This is a genomic window from Bradyrhizobium sp. SOJA106 (assembly GCF_059448745.1).
Genome location: NZ_CM182549.1, coordinates 850727 through 871342 on the forward strand (window position 1 = coordinate 850727; position 20616 = coordinate 871342).

Annotated in this window: 17 protein-coding genes; 9 read left to right on the plus strand and 8 right to left on the minus strand. The window is 62.8% G+C overall.

Annotated elements, in window-relative coordinates; all coding sequences use genetic code 11:
• Nucleotides 1–504: 504 nt before the first annotated feature.
• Nucleotides 505–960 (plus strand): cupin domain-containing protein, encoded by a 456-nt coding sequence (locus tag AC5V87_RS04000; RefSeq protein ID WP_456841252.1) that lies wholly within the window; start codon nt 505–507, stop codon nt 958–960.
• Between the two features lie 141 nt (nt 961–1101).
• Here AC5V87_RS04000 and AC5V87_RS04005 read toward each other — a convergent pair whose 3' ends face one another.
• From AC5V87_RS04005 to AC5V87_RS04025, 5 genes are all read right to left on the minus strand, one after another.
• Entirely contained in the window at nt 1102–1653 is a 552-nt protein-coding gene (locus AC5V87_RS04005) for a hypothetical protein (RefSeq protein ID WP_495370077.1), read from the minus strand.
• 74 nt (nt 1654–1727) lie between these two features.
• Complete coding sequence (locus AC5V87_RS04010; protein ID WP_495370078.1) at nt 1728–2672, minus strand: EamA family transporter; 945 nt, start codon at nt 2670–2672, stop codon at nt 1728–1730.
• A 70-nt stretch (nt 2673–2742) separates the two neighbouring features.
• Nucleotides 2743–3558 (minus strand): MBL fold metallo-hydrolase, encoded by an 816-nt coding sequence (locus AC5V87_RS04015; RefSeq protein WP_495370079.1) that lies wholly within the window; start codon nt 3556–3558, stop codon nt 2743–2745.
• 170 nt (nt 3559–3728) lie between these two features.
• On the minus strand, nt 3729–5255 hold the full coding sequence (locus AC5V87_RS04020) for a permease (RefSeq protein WP_495370080.1): 1527 nt from the start codon (nt 5253–5255) through the stop codon (nt 3729–3731).
• Nucleotides 5252–6001 carry an ABC transporter ATP-binding protein gene (locus AC5V87_RS04025; RefSeq protein WP_495370081.1) on the minus strand — a complete coding sequence of 250 codons (750 nt, stop codon included), beginning with the start codon at nt 5999–6001 and terminating at the stop codon, nt 5252–5254. Before AC5V87_RS04025 ends, AC5V87_RS04020 begins: the two co-directional genes overlap by 4 nt.
• A 258-nt stretch (nt 6002–6259) precedes the next feature.
• On the opposite strand from AC5V87_RS04025, the gene AC5V87_RS04030 reads away from it, so the two are divergent.
• From AC5V87_RS04030 to AC5V87_RS04055, 6 genes are all read left to right on the plus strand, one after another.
• Nucleotides 6260–7135 (plus strand): branched-chain amino acid ABC transporter permease, encoded by an 876-nt coding sequence (locus AC5V87_RS04030; RefSeq protein WP_456841247.1) that lies wholly within the window; start codon nt 6260–6262, stop codon nt 7133–7135.
• A gap of 4 nt (nt 7136–7139) precedes the next feature.
• Complete coding sequence (locus tag AC5V87_RS04035) at nt 7140–8291, plus strand: branched-chain amino acid ABC transporter permease (protein ID WP_495370082.1); 1152 nt, start codon at nt 7140–7142, stop codon at nt 8289–8291.
• Nucleotides 8288–9046 (plus strand): ABC transporter ATP-binding protein, encoded by a 759-nt coding sequence (locus tag AC5V87_RS04040; protein WP_027562020.1) that lies wholly within the window; start codon nt 8288–8290, stop codon nt 9044–9046. Before AC5V87_RS04035 ends, AC5V87_RS04040 begins: the two co-directional genes overlap by 4 nt.
• 3 nt (nt 9047–9049) lie before the next feature.
• On the plus strand, nt 9050–9838 hold the full coding sequence (locus tag AC5V87_RS04045) for an ABC transporter ATP-binding protein (protein WP_495370083.1): 789 nt from the start codon (nt 9050–9052) through the stop codon (nt 9836–9838).
• Nucleotides 9839–9968: 130 nt separating this feature from the next.
• Nucleotides 9969–11807, plus strand: coding sequence for an AMP-dependent synthetase/ligase (locus AC5V87_RS04050; protein ID WP_495370084.1), 1839 nt, complete (start codon nt 9969–9971; stop codon nt 11805–11807).
• 105 nt (nt 11808–11912) lie between these two features.
• Entirely contained in the window at nt 11913–13112 is a 1200-nt protein-coding gene (locus AC5V87_RS04055) for an ABC transporter substrate-binding protein (RefSeq protein ID WP_456841243.1), read from the plus strand.
• 208 nt (nt 13113–13320) lie between these two features.
• Here AC5V87_RS04055 and AC5V87_RS04060 read toward each other — a convergent pair whose 3' ends face one another.
• Both AC5V87_RS04060 and AC5V87_RS04065 read right to left on the minus strand, forming a co-directional pair.
• Nucleotides 13321–14445 carry a lysozyme inhibitor LprI family protein gene (locus tag AC5V87_RS04060; protein ID WP_456841242.1) on the minus strand — a complete coding sequence of 375 codons (1125 nt, stop codon included), beginning with the start codon at nt 14443–14445 and terminating at the stop codon, nt 13321–13323.
• Between the two features lie 378 nt (nt 14446–14823).
• On the minus strand, nt 14824–15135 hold the full coding sequence (locus AC5V87_RS04065; protein ID WP_456841241.1) for a type 1 periplasmic-binding domain-containing protein: 312 nt from the start codon (nt 15133–15135) through the stop codon (nt 14824–14826).
• Between the two features lie 492 nt (nt 15136–15627).
• On the opposite strand from AC5V87_RS04065, the gene AC5V87_RS04070 reads away from it, so the two are divergent.
• On the plus strand, nt 15628–17136 hold the full coding sequence (locus AC5V87_RS04070) for an amidohydrolase family protein (protein WP_456841240.1): 1509 nt from the start codon (nt 15628–15630) through the stop codon (nt 17134–17136).
• A 268-nt stretch (nt 17137–17404) separates the two neighbouring features.
• Entirely contained in the window at nt 17405–19186 is a 1782-nt protein-coding gene (locus tag AC5V87_RS04075) for an adenylate/guanylate cyclase domain-containing protein (protein ID WP_456841239.1), read from the plus strand.
• A 193-nt stretch (nt 19187–19379) separates the two neighbouring features.
• Here AC5V87_RS04075 and AC5V87_RS04080 read toward each other — a convergent pair whose 3' ends face one another.
• Nucleotides 19380–20111: a transglutaminase-like cysteine peptidase gene (locus AC5V87_RS04080; RefSeq protein ID WP_456841238.1), complete on the minus strand. Its 732-nt coding sequence runs from the start codon at nt 20109–20111 to the stop codon at nt 19380–19382.
• Nucleotides 20112–20616 lie beyond the last annotated feature (505 nt).

The window sequence follows — 20616 nt, forward strand, 5'->3', positions numbered from 1 at the left end:
CAGTACGGGCGAGCGATCAGGAGCTGGACGATCGCCTCGAAGTTCTCCGCGATGATCCCGGCGCGGCCTTCCGATGAGACGTAAAGCACAGTCCGCGACAGCAGCAGGACAAATGCTCCGCCGGCGCCGTCACTGCCGATCTGCCGGGGGCTCTCGATGCCGTCGATCGTGAACCAACTCTCTTGGTCCGGCGCAAAGGAGACATCGAGGCTGCCGAGCCAGGCGACGACCTCGTCGTTGGCTGTGAGGACCTTGGGCGTCAGCGGCATCGGCATGGGCTCCTTGGCTGCTTCGCGCATTTTGTCGCACCCTGGAAAAGATGGGTTCATGTGCGCGGATTTGCAGAGAAATCGGCGCGCTAGCTGCTTTGCACATGCAACTTGCGGCTGATTTGCGGGGCCTGCGTAAGAAAGAATTAAAAGCCGGCCACTAGCGTCCCAACATCTTTGGAAACGATCCGGGCCGAGACCCGGCACACATATTATTTATTCCCTGGGGAAGCAGATGTCGCGCGCATTGATTGAAGTCGGTAATTGCAATGTGGACCTCGAGCTGCGGCCGATCGAGCCGTCCTGGATCATCGAGGGCAACCCGGTATCGCGCTCGCATATCCTGTCGACCAGCGCCGATGGCACCGCCTCGACCATCATCTGGCACTGCACCGAAGGCCGCTTCAACTGGTACTACGACGTCGACGAGACGATCATGATCATGGAAGGATCGATCGTGCTCGAAAGCGACGGCATGCCGCCGAAGCGCTACGGTCCCGGCGACGTCATCTACTTCCGCGACGGCGCCCATGCCAAATGGCACGTCGAGGGCTACGTCAAGAAGATTGCGTTCTGCCGCAAGACCAATCCGGTGATGATCGGTTTCCTGATCCGCGTCGTCAACAAGCTCAAGAAGATATTCGTCTCCACCGGCGAGCGTCGTCCGGCTTCGCTGATGGGCGCCGGTTAACAGCACGGTTTCAAGGACGCTTCCCAGCGGCCACGACGAAGAGGGGGCGGGATCACATCCCGGCCCCTCTTTTCGTCATGACGGCAGATCGAGCCGGTAGAAATCGGCCGCGGTCTGCGAGAACAGCGCCGTCTTCTCGGCTTACTGACGATGCCGGCGCAGATCGCGGCTTTGCCGTGACCGCCGCGTCGCCCTCACATCGACCACAAGCCGCCACTCGGCTGCCGTGGCAGGCTTGGCCTCGCCGAGCCAATGGAAGGAGTCCTCGGTGATCTCGGTGAAACTCCAGCGCATCAGCTCACCCGCTTCGGTCACGCCTTCCTGCACGATGTCGGCTCCGCGTGCGCGGCCGATCTGCTGGCGGAAAACGCAGCGCGCCGGATCGAACCAGGAAATCCGCCACGCGGAAATGCTGGGGTCGTAGACCCGCAGCGTCGTGCCGTACCAATTGCCCGCGACCGGAAAGGCCGGGCTGCCCGCGGGCCGCGGGATGATCCAGACGTCCTGCACGGCGCGCCCCTCCAGCACCCAGCCGAAATGGATCTCGCCCGGTGCGATATGTTTCGCTCCATCGGTGCCATGGGCCGTGATCTCGGCACGCCAGTCGCCGACGAAGCGGCCATAGAGCTGGAGCGCTGCGGCATGCTCCGGATTTGGTCCGTCGGCGTGCAACAATCTCGCAAATTCGGTCATGTCGATCTCCTGTTGTCGGCAGATCAGCACGACCGGATCGCGGATGACTTGGAGAAAATTGCCGCCCGCGAAGATCAGGTCTTACGCAGGGCAAGATGTTTGATGCCCCGATCGGCCTCATCTATCGTCCGTCCGCTCCCTGAGCGTTCGGCGCGCCAGATCACGATGACAGAGACGATGACGAGGCCCGCGCCGAGCAGCATCATGGGCGAGAACGGCTCGCCCAGCACGACGGTGCCGAGCAGCACCGCGATCACCGGATTGACGAAAGTATAGGTCGACACCAGCGAGGTCGAGACGTTCTCCAGCAGCCAGTTGTAGGCGACGAATCCGATCACGCTGCCCGAGATGATCAGCCATAACGCCGCTGCAAGCGACGTCGACGAGACGTCGCCCGGCCTGAAGCTTTCGATCTCGCCCGTCAGCCAGCTGGTCGCGAACAGCACCGCACCGCCAATCGATAGCTGCATGCCTGATAGCAGGATCGCGGACGTCTGGCTGGACATGCGCCGGGACAGCACGGTCCCCGCTGACCACGACAAGGCTGCAGCCAGCAGGAGGACGACGGGAAGAATGCTGATGCCGGCCTGCTCGACGTTCTGCCATGCCACGAGTCCCACGCCCAGGAAGCCCGGCGCGAGTGCGAGCAGGGCCACGGGCCTCGGTCGCTGATCGCCAGGGACCACGAGGTCGATCAGCAGGATCCAGAACGGGATCGTGGCGAGCACGATTGCTGCCACGCCCGACGGAACCGATTGCTGTGCGAAGGCAAGCACACCGTGGCAGCCGACGAAGAACAGCAGTCCGCACAGGCTCGCCAAGGCCCATGCCTGCCACGACACGCTTGCGACCTGTCCCCCGCTCATCGCCAGCAACACAACGCCGCCGCAGAACGAGCGAAGCGCCATCAACAGGAATGGCGGGATCGACTTCAGGCCCAGCGTGATGGCGAAGTAGGTGGAACCCCATAGCAAATAGATGGCTGCGAATGAGCCGATGATCAGGAACCTTCTTCTCATGATTGCTCCGACCGAGGACGATCTCGAGCAACCAAGTCGGAGGCGGTTCATGCGTTCCCGCCTTTGCGGGTCAGACTCCGTCGAGGATGATCACCGTCGGCTTCGACGGCAGCGCATCGCGTGACATTCGGAACGAGCGCGCATCGCGCCGGTCGATCTCGAACTGCTGGCCGATGCGGTCCATGAACTCGTCGAGCGGGGTGGCGAAGCGATGCATCGGCAGCACCACGGACGCGCGCAGGCGTTTGGTGATGTCGGAGATGCCGCTCAACGACATGGTGTAGGTGCCGTCGATCGGCACCATCACGATGTCCAGCCGTCCGATCTGGGCAAAGTGACTGTCGTCGAGCTTGTGATGGAGATGGCCGAGATGGCCGATGCAAAGGCCGGCGACCTCGAAGATGAAGATCGAATTGGCGTCGCGGATCATATCGACGCCGGCATCGTCGCCGAAATAGCGGCGGATGTCGGTCGTGACGTTGCGGATGAAGGTGTCGCCGATGCGTTCCGAGATGATGGCCGGCTTGCCGTCGTCGCCCCAGCCGTGCAGCACATGGGCAATGCGCTTGTCGGGGAAGAGACTATAGTGGGTGCTGTGGGCCCGGTTCATGGTGACGACGTCGGGCAGCCGGCCCACCTGATAGGCGCCGCTATAGTCGGTGGCAATCCGCAAGCCGCCGGGCGTGTCGATGAAATAGGTGGAGTGGCCGGCATAGGTGATCTCGACCTCCGCGGCGGCCGCCGCCGGCCTGAATGCGACCGACACGACCCGAGGCGCGGCATTGGCCATCGCGAGGCACTCGCTGCGCTGTGGTGGCTGCTGGGCGAGGGCAGGCGAGGAGTATGCGCCGAACAGCGCCAGAGCTGCTGAGACCAGTCGCCACATGAAACCGTCCCCGATCACTTCAGTGGAAAGTCTAGCGTGCAATGCAAAGCGTGGCCAATAGGGTGCGATCAACAGCGCGTCAGTGCCGCAGATCGACTGCTCATCTGCCCATGACGCAGCGATAAGGCAGAATGGTCCAGCCGCAAAGGAGGCGGGTGAGTACTTCCCTCTCACTCCCGCCGCGGGCTGAACTTCCAGGTGATGGCGACGAGGCCGGCAGTGATCAATCCGCTGATCAGCCCTGCGATCGGCAAGGCGAGCAGCAGCGCGGCGCTGGCGGCCCAGCCGATCGACGAGAAGGCTTCGGCGAAGGTCGCAAGGCGCGACGAGGTCTGGCGGCGGCGGAACTGGCTGCGCTTGGCCTGCACCCGGAACCAGAGCTGGATCGCGGTCGCCGAGGCCGCGCTGATGACGATCGCACCGGCGCTGACCGCGGCCTGATACGGCGAGGCGAGGCCGAGCGCGGCGACCAGCGGGCAGAAGATGGCGGCGATGGCGATCAGCACCACCTCGATCTTGGCGCGAATGATGCTGGACGGCGTCAGCGGCGCGGTCGCGACCAGATCGGGCGCATCTTCACCGGAAATGGTCAGCCAGGCGAGTCCACCGGCAAGCTGACCGGCCGCCATGACGATGACGGGCGTGATCAGCGTCACCGCTGCGGAGCTGTCGGCAAAGCTGCGCCAGAGCAAGAGCGCCGGGGGCACCAGGTAGAGCAGTTGCATCAGGGTCTGCGAGATCAGCCAGGGATCGCGCCAGAGCAGCATGAATTCCTTGCGCCGCAGCGCCTGCTGCCGCGATCCGCCGCGGAACGGACGCTCCCTCGCGCGCCTGCGGCCGGAGCTGCCGTAAGCCGCGGCATCGATCGCGGTGTCGGCGAAGCGGCCGGAGAAGATCGCCATCACGCCGCCGAGCAGCACGAGCCCGAGCGCCAGAAGCAGCAGCAGCGCCTCGCTGTCGCCCATCGTCGCCCGCGCCGGCCACCACCAGATGCTGTCGACACCGGGGGCGTAGGCGGCAAGGCTCCCAGAGGTCAGGATGGCGAAGCGCGATAGCGTGCCGTAGGACATGATCGCGGCGACCTGGAGCGCGATCACGAAGCCGGCGCCGATGATCGCAGCCAGGATCTGGGCCGCAAAGCGCGTCCGCGCCGGGCCGATCAGGCGGAACAACAGGATGGTGACGGCAATCGCGATCGCCGCTGCCGACAGGCCCATCGCGATGACGACGCCGAACGCCGCGAGCCAGCGCGGTCCGCCGCCGATCACCAGCACGTCGATGAACGGCGTCGAGAACAGCAGCGCCAGCACCGTGACGGTGAGCGCGATCGCGGCAATGCGCACCGAGAACAGGTTGGCCAGCGTCGCGGGCGAGGACATGATCAGGTCGAGATCGGCGCGGGCGTAAAACACCCGCGTCACCGATTCGATCGCCTGCGACAGCATCAAGGTCCAGGCGAGGAAGATCGTCGCCGAGATCACGATCAGCGAGGATTTGTCGAGCGGCAATTGCAGGTCGGCGAAGCGGCCGATCACGGCCCAGGCCGGCACGTGCAGCAACGCTGCGAAGAAGAGAAGGCCGATCATTGCGGCGCGCGCCCGCTTGCGCCGTCCGCCGGTCATCATCGCGAACCATTCGCGCCAGGCGAGGCGGAGCTCGTGGCGGGCGAACCAGGACAGTGCGGTCGCCGAGCTCATGCGGCTTCCTGGAGCGTCACAAGCGCGATGAAGAGATCTTCGAGGCTGGTATCGGCGTGGCCGTTCTGCTGGCGTAGCTCGGTCAGCGTGCCCTCGGCGAGGAGCCGGCCCGAGGCGATCACGCCGATGCGGTCGGCCATCCGCTCGGCCACTTCGAGGATGTGCGTCGTCATGATGACGGTGCAGCCGGCGCGGACGCGCTCGCTCAGCAAGCCCTTGACGTGGCGGGCCGAGACGGCATCGAGGCCCGTCAACGGCTCGTCGAGGATGATCAGGCGGGGATCGTGCACCAGCGCGCCGGCCAGCGCTACCTTCTGGCGCATGCCCTTCGAAAAACCCTCGCAGCGTTCGTGCCGGTGCGGCGCGAGGCCGAGCGAGGCGAGCAGCTCCTGCGCGACCGGTCCGGAGACCGATGGTGCGATGCCCCAGAGACCGGCGACGAATTCGAGATATTCCAGGGGCGTCAGCTTGTCATAAATCATCGGCTCGTCGGAGACCCAGGCCATCACCTGCTTGGCCGCCACCGGACTTTGAAGCGCATCGATGCCGAAGATCGAGACCGCGCCGGCATCGGGCCTAAGCAGGCCCGCAACCATGCGCAAAGTGGTGGTCTTGCCGGCGCCGTTGGGGCCGACCAGCGCATAGAATTCGCCGGCATGGATGGTGAGATCGAGGCTGTCGACCGCCAACCGGTCAAAACGCTTCGTTAACCCTCGGACTTCGAGTGCCGACTTGTCCGGCTTCATGACGGCCACACCATCCGGTTTTACATCGCCCGCAACCATGACCCGAAGATGTTTCGGCACCGTGAATCTACGGCCACAAATTCCACCATCCGGTTTTGACTAAAGGCAAGTCACCGTTTGTTGACAGCGCTTGGTGGTTCAGGCTGAATTGGCCCGGGACGAATGCGCGAACGCGGCGAAACGACTGCGTAGCGACTGGACACAAGATGCGGCGGGGCGGCCAAAAAACCGCCGGTTGCATCGGGAGGAAGCGCGGCGATGCTGGATTTCGTTCAGCAGCTGGTCAGCGGTGTTGCGCTCGGCTGCGTCTACGGCCTGATCGCGCTTGGCTTCGTGCTGGTCTACAAGGCCACCGAGGTCGTCAATTTCGCCCAGGGCGATCTGATGATGCTGGGCGGCTTCTTCGCCTTCACCTTCATCGGCATGATGGGGCTGAACTACTGGGTCGGCTTTGCCGGTGCGGTGGCGGCGATGGCGTTGTTCGGCATGCTGGCCGAGCGCGTGGTGGTGCGGCCGATCCTCGGCTATCCGCAATTTTCCATCATCATGGCCACGATCGGCCTCGGCTATTTCCTGCGCTCGGTGGCCGGCATGGTCTGGGGCACCGATGATTTCAAGATCGACACGCCGTTCAGCCAGGGCGTCCTGCGCATCGGCTCGCTGGTGCTGGCCTATGACAAGCTCTCGGTGATCGCGGCGACGATCATCCTCTGCACGCTGCTCTATTTGTTCTTCAACAAGACCACGCTCGGCACTGCGATGCGTGCCAGCTCCGAGAACATGCTGGCGGCCTATTACATGGGCATTCCGGTCAAGCGGGTGGTGTCGGTGGTCTGGGCGATCAGCGCGGCGGTCGCGACCTGCGCCGGCGTGTTGCTGGCGCCGATCACCTTCATCCACTCCAATGTCGGCCTCGTGCTTGGCCTCAAGGCGTTTCCGGCCGCCGTGCTCGGCGGCTTCGGCTCGATTCCCGGCGCGGTGGTCGGCGGCGTCCTGATCGGCGTGATCGAGAGCATGGCCGGGTTCTATCTCGCGGAAGGATGGAAGGACGTCGCGCCCTACATCGTGCTGCTCGCGGTGCTCTTGCTCAAGCCCGAAGGCCTGTTCGGCCTTCACGTCCGCAAGAAGGTCTGAACGCATGCGCTTCCTGTTCAAGACCGACTATGAGGACGACATCAGGCTGTTTCCGCATTCGGGCTATGTCGTCTCCTACGGCATCCTGCTCGCGCTGCTGCTGATCGCGCCCTATGTGCTCTCCAGCTATTTGATGAGCCAGCTCGTCTTCGTCTGCATCTATGCGACGGTCGGCGTGGCGCTGATGATCCTGACGGGGTTCACCGGTCAGGCTTCGCTCGGCCACGCGGCGTTCCTCGCGATCGGCGCCTACACGGCGGCTTACCTGCAGAAATACAATGTGCCGTTCCCGGTCTATTTCCTCGCCGCGGGCGTGCTGACCGGCTGCATCGGCGCGCTGGTCGGCTTTCCCGCGCTGCGGCTCCAGGGCATCTATCTCGTCATCGCCACCATCTCCTTCGCCTTCATCGTCGAGGAGATCCTGGCGCGCTGGGAGAGCGTCACCAACGGCAATGAGGGCATGCGGGTCAAGACGCTGTCCCTGCTCGGCGTCACCGTGCCGCGCGACAGCCCGACCTTCTATTTCCTCTGCCTTGCCGTGCTGGTGCTGACCATCATCGGCACGCTCAATCTGCTGCGCTCGCCGACGGGGCGCGCCTTCGTCGCGATCCGGGACTCCGAGACGGCTGCGCGCAGCATGGGCATCAATGTCGCGCTCTACAAGGTCAAGTCCTTTGCGATCTCGGCGGCGATCACCAGCCTTGCCGGTGTGCTGTTCGCGCACAAGCTCTCCTTCATCTCGCCGGAAATGTTTACGCTGCAGCTCTCCATCGAGTTCATCATCGTGATCCTGATCGGCGGCAGCTTCAGCCTGCACGGCGCGGTGTTAGGGGCGATCTTCATCGTGATGATCGATCCGTTCCTGACTTATCTCAAAGACGACATGCCCGGCATCATCGCCGGCATCGCCGCGACGTTCGGGGCCGGCCCCGCGACCGCGGCCAATATCCAGTCGAAAGCCGCGGCCTTCGCCTCGCTCAACGGCCTGAAGGGCGCGATCTACGGCATCATCATCGTGTTGTTCGTGCTGTTCGAGCCGCTCGGGCTCTACGGCCGTTGGCTGAAGATCAAACTCTTCTTCCAGCTGTTCCCGCTCTACAAGCGCGCCACCTTCAAGCGGCAGAAGATCTATGTGAAATCGGAGCGGAACCGATGAGCTATTTCCGCGCCGAGAACCTGTCGCTGCATTTCGGAGGTCTCAAGGCGGTCGATGCGGTGTCGTTCGCGGTGGAGAAGGGCGAGATTCTCTCGATCATCGGTCCCAACGGCGCCGGCAAGAGCTCGATCTTCAATTTGATCTCGCGGATTTACCGGCCGACCTCGGGCCGCATCTTCTTCGAGGACCAGGACATCACCGAGCAGCCGCCCTACGACATCGCAAGGCTCGGCATCGCCCGCACGTTTCAGAACATCGAGCTGTTCGAGAACGCGACGGTGCTGTCGAATTTGCTGGTCGGCCGTCACCGCCATTCGACCACGCAGCTCTGGCAGGAGCTGCTGTTCCTGCCGAGCGTGCGCGCCAACGAGAAGGTGCATCGGCGCCGGGTCGAGCAGGTGATCGAGTTCCTCGATCTCGAGCCCTATCGCGACAAGCTGATCTCGGGGCTGCCTTACGGCGTGCGCAAGGTGATCGAGCTCGCCCGCGCACTGTGCTCGGAGCCGAAACTGATCCTGCTCGATGAACCGTCATCCGGCCTCAATGTGGAGGAGACCGACGACATGTCGTTCTGGATCCGCGACATGAAGAGCGAACTCGGCATCACCGTGCTGATGGTGGAGCACGACATGTCGCTGGTCAACCGCGTCTCCGACCGCGTCATCGCGCTGAACTACGGCCGCGTGCTCGCGATGGGCTCGCCGGCCGAGGTGCAGCAGCATCCCGACGTGGTCGCCGCGTATCTCGGAGCATGACGCATGGATACGACCGTGGCGGCCGACATCATCCTGAAGCTCTCCAACATCGAGAGCTATTACGGGCCGATCATGGCGATCCGCGGCATCTCGCTGGAGGTGCCGCGTGGCCGCATCGTTACGCTGCTCGGCGCCAACGGCGCCGGCAAGACCACGGTGCTGAAGACCATCTCCGGCATTCTCGATCCGCAGAAGGGCGCGATCGAGTTCATGGGCAAGCCGATCCAGCGCATGGAGGCCGACCGCATCGTGCGGCTCGGCCTCAGCCATGTGCCTGAGGGGCGCGAGGTGTTTCCGTTCCTGTCGGTGCGCGAGAACCTGATGATGGGCGCCTATCCGCGCCGGGATCGCGACGGCGTCGCGGAGGATCTGGAGCGCGTCTACGGTTACTTCCCGCGGCTGAAGGAGCGCATCAACCAGCCGGCCGGCCAGCTCTCCGGCGGTGAGCAGCAGATGCTCGCGATCGGGCGCGCGCTGATGAACCGGCCGACGCTGCTGCTGCTCGACGAGCCTTCGCTCGGCCTCTCGCCACTGCTGGTGAAGGAGATCTTCACGATCATCCGCCGCGTCAACGAGGAGCATGGCATGTCGATCCTGCTGGTCGAGCAGAATGCCAAGGTGGCGCTGGAGACCGCGCATTACGGCTATGTGCTGGAGATTGGCCGCATCGTCATGAACGACACCTGCGACCGCTTGATGCATTCCCGGGACATCCAGGAATTCTATCTTGGCGCCAAGGAACAGGGCGCGCGGGGCGAGCGGCGCTGGAAAAAGAAGAAGACTTGGCGCTAGAAGACTTGGCGCTAAAGGAAGAGACTTGGCGCTAAAGGAAGATTCGGCGTTAAATGGAATGGCCCATCCGCCAACATAGACCGCCGGCAAGGCAGCCAGCGGAGGGCAAAGCGACGAGGAGGAGACGTGCATGGCCCGACCGGCGGTGCTGACGGTCGCTGATACGATCGCGAAGAGCTTCCTGCTCGCCGCCGAGACGCGCGGCGAGCTGCCGGCGATCCGTGAGAAGAAGTTCGGCATCTGGCAGCCGACGAGCTGGCGCGAATGGCTCGCGATCTCCAGGGAGATCGCCTACGCGCTCCGTGCCACCGGCTTCATGCCCGGCGACGTCGCCTCCATCATCGCCAATGCCGTGCCGGAATGGGTCCATGCCGATATGGGCATATTGTGCGCCGGCGGCGTCTCCTCCGGAATCTATCCCACCGATTCGTCGTCTCAGGTCGAGTATCTCCTCAACGATTCCGCCACCCGGGTCATCTTCGCCGAGGACGAGGAGCAGCTCGACAAGATTCTCGCCTGTCGCGCGCGCTGCCCTAGCCTGCAACGCATCATCGTGTTCGACATGGAGGGCCTCAGCGGATTCTCCGACGACATGGTGATGTCGCTCGACGAGTTTCGCGCGCTCGGCCGCAACCACATGGTCGGACGCGAGGCGCTGTGGCAGGAGATGATCGACAGCCGCAGCGCCGGCGATCTCGCCGTGCTCGTCTACACCTCCGGCACCACGGGACCGCCCAAGGGCGCGATGCACGCCAACCGCAGCGTCACGCATCAGATGCGGCACGCCAACGATTTCATCCCGGCACGGGAGGACGAGGACCGACTGATCTTCCTGCCGCTCTGCCACGTCGCCGAGCGCGTCGGCGGCTACTACATCTCGGTCGCGCTCGGCTCGGTGATGAATTTTGCCGAGAGCCCGGAGACCGTGCCGGACAACTTGCGCGAGGTGCAGCCGACCGTCTTCCTGGCGGTGCCGCGGATCTGGGAAAAGTTCTATTCCGCGATCACGATCGCGCTGAAGGACGCGACGCCGCTGCAGCAATGGGTCTATCGCCGCGCGATCGATATCGGCTACCGCATGGTCGATTGCCGGCTCGAGGGCAGGGCGCCGCCGCTGTCGCTGCGCCTCGCCAACCGCCTCGCCTATCAGGTCGTGTTCCGCAACATCCGCCGCATGATCGGCCTCGACCGCTGCCGCATCGCCTTCACGGGCGCAGCGCCGATCGCGCCGGAATTGATCCGCTGGTATCTCGCGCTCGGCATCGACATGCACGAGGTCTATGGCCAAACCGAGAATTGCGGCGTCGCGACCATGATGCCGGCGGAGCGCATCAAACTCGGCTCGGTCGGCAAGGCGGTGTCGTGGGGCGAGGTCGCGCTGTCTCCTGATGGCGAGATCCTGATCAAGGGCGACTTCCTGTTCATGGGCTATCTGAACCAGCCGGAGAAGACCGCGGAAACCATCGATGCGCACGGCTGGCTGCACACCGGCGACGTCGGCACCATCGATAACGAAGGCTTCGTCCGCATCACCGACCGGATGAAGGACATCATCATTACCTCCGGCGGCAAGAACATCACGCCATCCGAGATCGAGAACCAGCTCAAATTCTCGCCCTACATTTGCGATGCGGTGGTGATCGGCGACAAGCGGCCGTATCTGACCTGCCTCGTGATGATCGATCAGGAGAACGTCGAAAAGTTCGCCCAGGATCACGACATCCCCTTCACCAATTATGCCAGCCTGTGCCGGGCGACGGAAATTCAAGACCTGATCTGGCGCGAGATCGAACGGGTCAATGCCAATTTCGCCCGCGTCGAGACCATCAAGCGGTTCTACCTGATCGAGCGTCAGCTCTCGCCGGAGGACGAGGAGCTGACTCCGACCATGAAGCTGAAGCGCGGCTTCGTGAACAAGCGCTATGCCGCCGAGATCGACGCAATGTATCGCGAGCGCGCGGTGGCGTGAGACGCATGCTCCGCGCCTTTGGATCGCGGCATGTGCGGACAAGAAGCGAAGGGGCGATGGCCCCCGCCCTTCGCGCAACACGGGCCCAAAGGAGAGGAGACGTCCATGTCGAAATCGTTCAGCGCATTCGGCCTTGCTGTGAGCGCCGTGGTGCTCGCCAGTCTGCCGGCCGTGGCGCAAACCAAGGTCACCAATCAAGGCATCTCGGCATCCGAGATCGTCATCGGCACCCATCAGGACCTGTCGGGTCCGATCAAGGGATGGGGCGTGCCGGTCTCCAACGGCATGAAGATGGCGGTCGAGGAGATCAACGCGGCCGGCGGCGTCCAGGGGCGCAAGATCCGCCTGGTGGTCGAGGACAGCGGCTACGACCCCAAGAAGGCCGTGCTGGCCTCGCAGAAGCTGATCGAGCGCGACAAGATCTTCGCGATGGTGGGTGCGATGGGATCGCCGACCGTTCTCGCCGCGCAGGATATCCTGCTCGACGCCGGCGTGCTCCAGCTGTTCCCGCTGACGGCGGCCGAGTTCACCTTCAAGTTCGACCCGGCCAAGCCGCAGGAGCGGCTGAAGTTCAACAATTTGCTGCCCTATGTCGAGAGCACGCGCGCCGCGCTCAAATACATGATGGAGTGGAAGAACTTCCAGAAGCCCTGCATCATGTATCAGGACGACGAGTACGGAAAGAACGTGCTCGACGGTTTCAACCAGCAGCTCACCGCGATGAAGGTGCAGCCGGCCTCGGTCACCAGCTACAAGCGCGGCGCCTCCGATTTCAGCGCGCAGATTGCCAAGATGAAGTCCGACGGCTGCGATCTCGTGGTGCTCGGCGCGGTCCTGCGCGAGCCGATCGGGGCCATGGGCGAGGCCAAGAAGCTGGGCTGGGACGTCACGTTCCTTGGCGCAACACCGACCAACGTGATGGAGGTGCCGATGCTCGGCAAGGACGCCGTCGAAGGACTCTACGCGGCGAGCGGCTTCGAGATTCCCTATGAGGACACCGCCAAGGGCAAGGTCCACGACTGGCTGATCAACTACAAGAAGATGTTTGGCACCGATGCCAACACGCAGGCGATCATCGGCTACAATGCGGTGATGACATTTGCGTTCTACGCCGACAAGGCGGGCAAGGATCTGACCGGTCAGAAGATGCTTGATTCGCTCGAGTCCGGCGAAAAATTCCTCGACATCTTCAACTCGCCGCCGACCAAGTTCTCCAAGACCGACCACCTCGCCAACACCATCACCCAGGTGCAGCAGGTCAAGGGCGGCCGCTGGGTGCTGGTGAAGGACAATCTGATGTTTTGATCTCGCTTGCCTTCCCCTGGAAGGGAATCGCGTACGAACATTCAGGAGAGGACGTCATGCCCGGCCTTGTCCCGGGCATCCACGTTCTGTGTGCCACTCGGCGCGGCGTGGATGGCCGGGACAAGCCCGGCCATGACGTTGTGGAAGCTTCAGTGCCCCAAGTTCTTGGGCATATGCGATGGCCCTGCCCTCCACGGGAGGGTAAGAGCTACGATCCCCCGCCTGCCGTCCCCGAATTCACCGGGGCCAGCTCGTCTTCCCGGCAACGCCAGCCGTCGGCGGCTTTGACGAACGCAAAGGTCCGCTGGATTCTCAGCCGGCGCGTGACGTTGAAGGCTTCGCCGGAGCGCTCCTTGTTGTCGGCCCCCGCCTGCGGCTGGCCCGTCCTGGGATTCCAGCAAGTGCCGGTGCAGGTCGAGGCGACCTTGCTGCAGGTGGTGAAGGGCGCCAGCACCGCCATCTCGATCTCGCCGGTGATTTGCGCCTCCTGCTCGGTGACCTGGCTGTCGATCGCATAGACGCGGTTGATGCGAAGGAAGTTTCCGCAGGAATTGGCGGCGTGAATCCGCGCGGCGCAGAAATCGACCGCGTCGGTGTCGGGCGAGCGCGCCGCGATCTGCCGGCCGAACACCTTCTTCGGATCGCCTTTCGCCGCGCGGATCTCCTCGCTCTTGTGCTTCAGATAGTCGGCGAGGCAGCCTTCCGCCGTTTCGAGCTCGGCCAGCGGCACGTTCTCCTTGCCCACAAGATTGCACTTGCGATCGCGCTCGCGCGTCCAGCGGCCGTATTCGGCGTAGGCAAAGCGCGCCGCGGTCGGGTCGAGCTTGCCGATCAGGCCGAGCACCTGGCTGTTCAGCTCGGTCTCGGTGAGCGCCAGCGCCGGGTCCGCGCAGATCAGCGCGCCCGCCGCGGTGTTGGCCGCAAGACAGTCGAAATCCGGGTCGCGTACGATCGCGGCGCGCTCCTCGGTCACCTTGAGCAGGCACGCTTTCACCCGGTCGAACTCGTCGGAGCGGATCGCGGTCTGGCCGACGATGCCGCAGCCGAGATTGCGCTGGCGGATCCAGATCGCGTTCTCCTCGATCGCGGGCAGACGATCGGGCAGGCGCGCGAGCCGCGCCTCGATCGCAATGCTCAGCTTCTCGGCGGCGGCAGCGAGCTCGGGATCGCCGCAGAACAATTGGTTGCCGGGATCGCGAATCGACTGGCAGTTGTTTCGGGCAAATAGCGGCAGCCGATCGGCGACGGAGCGGTCGGATGGGCCGGATTGCGCCAAGGCTGGTGCCGCCGGCAACGCCAGCAACGCAAGCACAGACAGCACGATGAACCGCATTCCACTCGCCCCCGCATAGAAGGCACCATGCTAGCGCCCCGGAACCGGCGACGAAACCGGTTTGTGGCGGGACGAGGTCCGGGCTACAGGGCCAGTAGTCCGTGTGTAACTCATATCCGCGATGTCCGCTTATCCTGAACAGCGGCCCAGAAGCAGACGTTGCACGAGGTCCAAGAAGGGCGAGCAGCTGACACGCAGCGCGAACGGATGAGATGGCGGCTGTACGAATTAAGTAATCCCGAGACGCGTCGCTGCTCCGCTAGGAGACATGCGAGGGCTCACAACCGTCCTGCGCGGCGTATTCTATCACCTCGTTCGCGCGGGCATATATCATCGGGGGAATTTCCAAGCCGACTTGCTTGGCTGTCTTCGCATTGATCACAAGCTCATATCGAGTCGGCTGTTCGACCGGTAAATCTCGCGGATCGGCCCCTTGAGAATTTTGGACACGAAGTCAGCACCGCGCGCGTAGTGATCCAGATAAGGAAGTCCATACGAGACCAGTCCGCCAGCAGCCACGTAGTCCTTTGTCTCAAACGACGTGAGAAGTCTCCGTTCAGCGGCTAGCTTTCCAATTAGCGCGCGGTTTGCAAGCGAAAACGAGTCGACTAGCACCATGATAGCCTGCGGCCGCTCTTCGCCAAGCGCTTCGAATGCTTTTTCGATGTCTCCCCGGCGGCTGATTGGCACTCCCTTTCACGGTAATGGCCAATGAAGCTCCGATAGTCTTAATTGTTTCTAAGATTTGTGCCTGAACGGGCGCATCTGGATTCCATAAGACAGCTATACTGTTCAACGTCGGAAGGATTCTTTGAGAATCTCGTATTGCTTTGCGACGACTTCGCCGGTCGGTGCCAGCGTAACGCCAGTTGCATTTCCGAACCATCACGGCAGCGCGCCGGCAATGTGCCAGTCACAGGGAGCGGCACTGGGACAGCGTGACTGTCGGATTACATCGCTTGCGCCAATGGAAGTTTGAGCATTCAATTCAGCGATGACGCGTCACTACCGCAAGTAGTTTTTTAGCGATGGAGAGACCGTGAGGCAAGTGTGATGGCTTCATACGTAGCTGAAAAGGGAGGGTACGACTAGTCGGTGCAACTAAGTGATCGGGAGTGGCCAACCGCGCAGCCTCATGCGCGCGCTGACCAGCACTGTCGATGGCCAAAAGGGAGGAGAACAATGGGTACCTGGCTCAGTGAGCGAGAACAGCGTCTCGTCGCGGGCGCGGAGGCGGCATCGGCGGCAACGCCGATTCCCACTCAGATTGTTTCTAACGGCGAGTATCTGCCGCCCCCGCAAAGCGCTACGCAAAGGAAGGTCGAGGCGCGGATCAACGAGCTTGCCGACGTGAACGGCAAGCACCTCGGCTTGAGCCGCAGGCAGTTCCTGCATACGAGCTGCGGCATGGCGGCGGCATTCCTCGCCATGAACGACATCTATGGCAATGTCTTCCAGGTCGCGCCCGCAGAGGCCCGCGAGCCCGAGCTGATGCTGGCGCGCGCGCAAGCCCTCGCCGGCCAGTTCATCTTCGACGTCCAGACCCATTTCGTGCGCGACGACTTCGATCACAAGGAGCTCTTGGGGCTGGCGGACTTTGCGAGCCAGCACTGGAATCCGAAGATGAAGGAGGAAGGCGTCTCCTCGCTCGCCCGCTACAAGTTTCAGAACTACGTGAAAGAGATCTACTACGACAGCGACACCAACATGGCACTCTTGAGCGGCGCGCCGTTCGACGATCCAAGCTGGTGGCTTCTGTCCAACGAGCAGATCGTCAAGGCGCGCGAACTCATCAACGACTTCGCCGGATCGCGCCGCCTGCTGGCGCACAGTGTCATCACCCCCAAGCAGCCCGGCTGGATGGAGGAGGTCGACAAGGCGATCGACGTCTACAAGCCGGACTCCTGGAAGTCCTACACAATCGGCGATCCGCTGGCGCCCTCCAAGTTCCCATGGCGGCTCGACGACGAGCTGCTGATGTATCCATTCTACGAAAAAGCGGTGAAGGCCGGCATCAATACGCTCTGTATCCACAAGGGGCTGCTGCCGCCCGATTACGAGAAGTCGTTCGCCGGCGTGTGGGAATACGCAACCGCGTGGGACATCGGAAAGGCTGCCAAGGATTGGCCGCAGATGAACTTCGTGATTTATCACTCGGCGCTACGGCCATTCCTCGAGCTGCCGGACAAGGCGTGGGCGGAGTTCGAGCAGACCGGCCGCATCCAGTGGGCCTCGGATCTCGCGGAAATTCCGCAGAAATTCGGCGTCACCAACGTCTATGCCGAGCTCGGCACGTCCTTTGCCAACTCGGCCGTGGCGCATCCGAAATTCTGTGCGGCCCTGGTCGGAACGCTGATCAAGGGCATGGGGGTCGACCACGTCATGTGGGGCACAGACTCGGTCTGGTACGGCTCGCCGCAGTGGCAGATCGAGGCGCTGCGCCGGCTCGAAATCCCTGAGGACATGCAGAAGAAGTACGGCTTTGCGCCACTCGGCGACGCTAACAGCGGCACCAAGCAGCTGATCTTCGCGGGCAACGCGACCAGGTTTTACAAGATTAAACTGAAGGCGGCCGATAACACCAGGATGCCGGCCTTTTCCGAGGACCGCCTCGCAGCGCTCAAGATTGAGTACACCCAAGCTGCGAAGCAACCCTCGAACCTTCGCTACGGCTACGTTCGCGCCGGCTAAGTGCCAATGGTTGCGGCGGCGGAGCGGGCATGCTTCGCCGGCGCAACGAACGCCCGGCTGCCGGGACAGGGATATCGATCGACAAAATCCAACTTCGGCTCGGGTTAAGCTGCGACTTCGTCCCCGCCTAGGACTATTTCCGGTCTAACCTACTAACCAGACACGAGGGTCGCTCATACGAGGGTCAGCAGCGGGCCAAAAGGCGACATAAGTGCATGGGCAATCCTTGCAACCCGTTGTAGGATAGGAATGGGTTGGATTGCGAGTGATGGTGCAGGAGCGGCCAGTCCGGGTTGAGCGCAGGTTAGCGGCTATATTGGCCGCCGACGTGGCGGGTTATTCGAAGCTCATGCATCATGACGAAGAGGCGACACACATCAGACTGACAGCACTCTTGGCTAAGGCTGTTGATCCAGCAATCACCGGACACAGCGGCCGGATCGTCAAGAACACTGGCGACGGGTTCTTGGCAGAGTTTCCGAGCGCCGTCGAAGCGGTTCGAGCAGCGGTGCAGTTCCAGAGCCGCGTCAACGAGCTGACCGCTCATGAAGTTGACGAATGGCGCATTGCCTTTCGGGTCGGCATCAACATTAGTGATGTGATCGTTGAGCCGCATGACATCTTCGGAGATGGCGTCAACATCGCAGCACGGCTTGAGAGCTTGGCGCAGCCTGGCGGTATCTGTATTTCGTCTTCGGCGTATGATCATGTCCGCGGCAAGGCTGAGGTTGAGTTCATCGATCTCGGCGAGCAAATTCTCAAGAACATTGATCGCGCCGTGCGATCTTACGCTATAATCTGGGACGGTCTGAGCACATCGCAGCGGGCGCCGCTGCCGTCATGCTCTCCACCTCGTCTCTCCATCGTTGTGCTGCCTTTTGCCAATCTCGGTGGCGGCCCAGAGCAAGAGTATTTCGTGGACGGCGTCACGGAGGCCCTGACCACCGACATGTCGCGCATATCGGGTGCACTTGTAATCGGTCGGCATACCGCATTCACATACAAAGGTGCAGCGATCGACTTAAAGAGGATTGGGCGCGAATTGAACGTGCGCTACGTGCTTGAAGGATCTGTTCAGCGAAGTGGCGATCGCCTTCGGGTGAACGCTCAGCTTGTCGACAGCGAAAGCGGCAGTCACCTTTGGGCCGAACGGTTCGACAAGCCTCTCGCTGATCTGTTCGATATGCAGGACGAGATCGTCGCTCGGCTGGCTAGTGCCCTAAATGCCGAGCTCATTGCGGCAGAGGCGCGGCGAGCCCAACGCTCGGTAGATCCGGATGCGATGGATCTTTATTTCCAGGGCGTCGCTATCGCGAACAGAGGGACTACGCCAGAGCACCTAACGCAGGCGCGGGGCTTTTTCGAACGAGCCCTGGTGCTAGACCCGGGCTGCATCGACGCGCTGGTCGGTCGCGCAGGCCTGGATGAAGCAGCGGTAGCCGCATTGTTAACCGACGAGCCATCTCCTCTCCTTCGGACCGCTGAGGCGACCGTAAATAAGGTTTTGTCGTTGGCTCCTCAGCATGCGTTGGCGCACTTGCGATTGGGCGTCGTCTATGTTCTTACGAACCGCGTGCCTGAGGGTATTGCTGAATGCGAACGGGCTCTGGCGTTGGATCGCAATCTGGCCCATGCCCACGCTTGGATCGGTCTCGCCAAGGTGTACATTGGCCGCGCGGGCGAGGCCGAAGCCGATGTGCAGGAGGCTCTTCGATTGTCTCCTCGCGATACCCGTTCTTATATTTGGCTGATGATCGTCGGAATGGCCAAGTTTCACCTTGGCGCATATGGAGAGGCGGTCGTTTGCTTACGCCGGAGCATTGAGGCCAATCGAAATCACCCGCTCGCGCACTTTTGGCTGGCCGCTGCGTTAGCGAAGATGGGTGCGATCGAGGAGGCCAAGCGTGCCGCGCGGGCAGCACTTGCCCTTAATCCAAGTTTCACCATCCGCCGCGTGCGCTCCCACCTGCCAAGCGACAATCCGATCTACCTCGCCGGACGCGCGCAATTGTATGAGGGGCTGAGCTTGGCCGGGGTGCCGGAGCATTGATGTCGTCTTCGGGTCAATCGCGACGGTTTGGCCCGGCTTACGTTAGGTCCGGTCTACCCCTGACGGCCGACATATCCTTGGCCGTGGGACGTGGTAGCGATGGGCCAAAAACGGCAATACTCCGCTTAAGCAGAACATTTCTGCTTAGACCCCAAGAGACGACATCTGCGCCTCTATGAGTATACACTCTGGATCACCGCGCCTCGGCGGCGACCATCGAGAACCGCACCGGCTCGTCGACATATTTCATCACCGCCGCCTGGTAGAGCACGAACAGCGGCTGGTAGCTCCGTGCGGCGTCGTCCTCGACCATCGCCATGCGGCGGTTGTCGAGCATCAGCCAGTGGCCGTCGAGCTTTGCGGCGACCACCGCGTGCTCCTCGCCGGCCCTGACGTCGCGCACCACGACGATGCGGAGATCGTCGGCGGCAACGCCGGCAAGGCGCAGCGCGGCGAGCTTGGCGATGGCATAGTCTTCGCAATCCCCGGCGCCGCGCGCGAAGGTCGCAAGCGGCGAGCTCCAGACGTCGTCAGCGCCATCATCGGCGGGATGGATGGCAAGATTGATGGCGCGGTTGGTCTCACCTAGCCGGGCGCGGCCGTCGCGGGCACGGGCCTGGTCGACGATGGCGAGCAGCTTCAGCGCCGCGGGCGAAGCACAATTGTCACGGTCGCCGTCGCACAGCGCGAGCTGCACCATGTCGTCGTCGAGCCTGGCCTTCAGCGCAGACCATTTCTCCCGTAGGGCGCCGCCGGAGATCGCGAAGGCGAACACGCCGAACGGCTCGGCGGATTTGCGCACGAGGACGCCCGCTCCGGGCGACAGCAGCGAGCCCGCGCGAAGCTCGGCCGCCGATCCGAGCAGGATCAAGCCGCACATGACAAGGATTGCGCGCCAGGCGCGCGAGCGAGCAGCGGTCTCCATCTGACATCCCCTTCCGGCTTCGCCGGGTCCCCTCGACCTCGACGCACCGGCCTTTGTTGCTTTCGCGGAGATAGTGCGAGGCGGGCCGTTTTGTTCTGCTTAACGCGGACGGCCAGGGCCCCAAAACCGGAGGACAGGCTGAAACGCGCCTGTCCAAATTGCGTAAAACTTTACGATTCGCCGGCTAGGAAGCGCTCGCTGCCGCGAAACGGGGCCAATTGCAGGCAAAAGTTGTAAGGCGGGCGATTCTGAATGCCATGGCTAACAGTCCGCTATTTCACGGCTTCTGTTAGTTAGGTCACGGATTCAGACCCGTATTTGCCGCAGGATGCTGCGGGGCACCACGAAGGAAAGATGACACAAGTATCTGTCGTTGTGACACCTACGACAGATTACTTTGGATGACTGGAAACGTGCGCGGATAAGCCAAATTCGACCTTGGGATGTTTCCAAAACTACTTCAGTTTTACTGTGGCGGCGTCGCTCGGCGCCGCTTGTGCGGCCA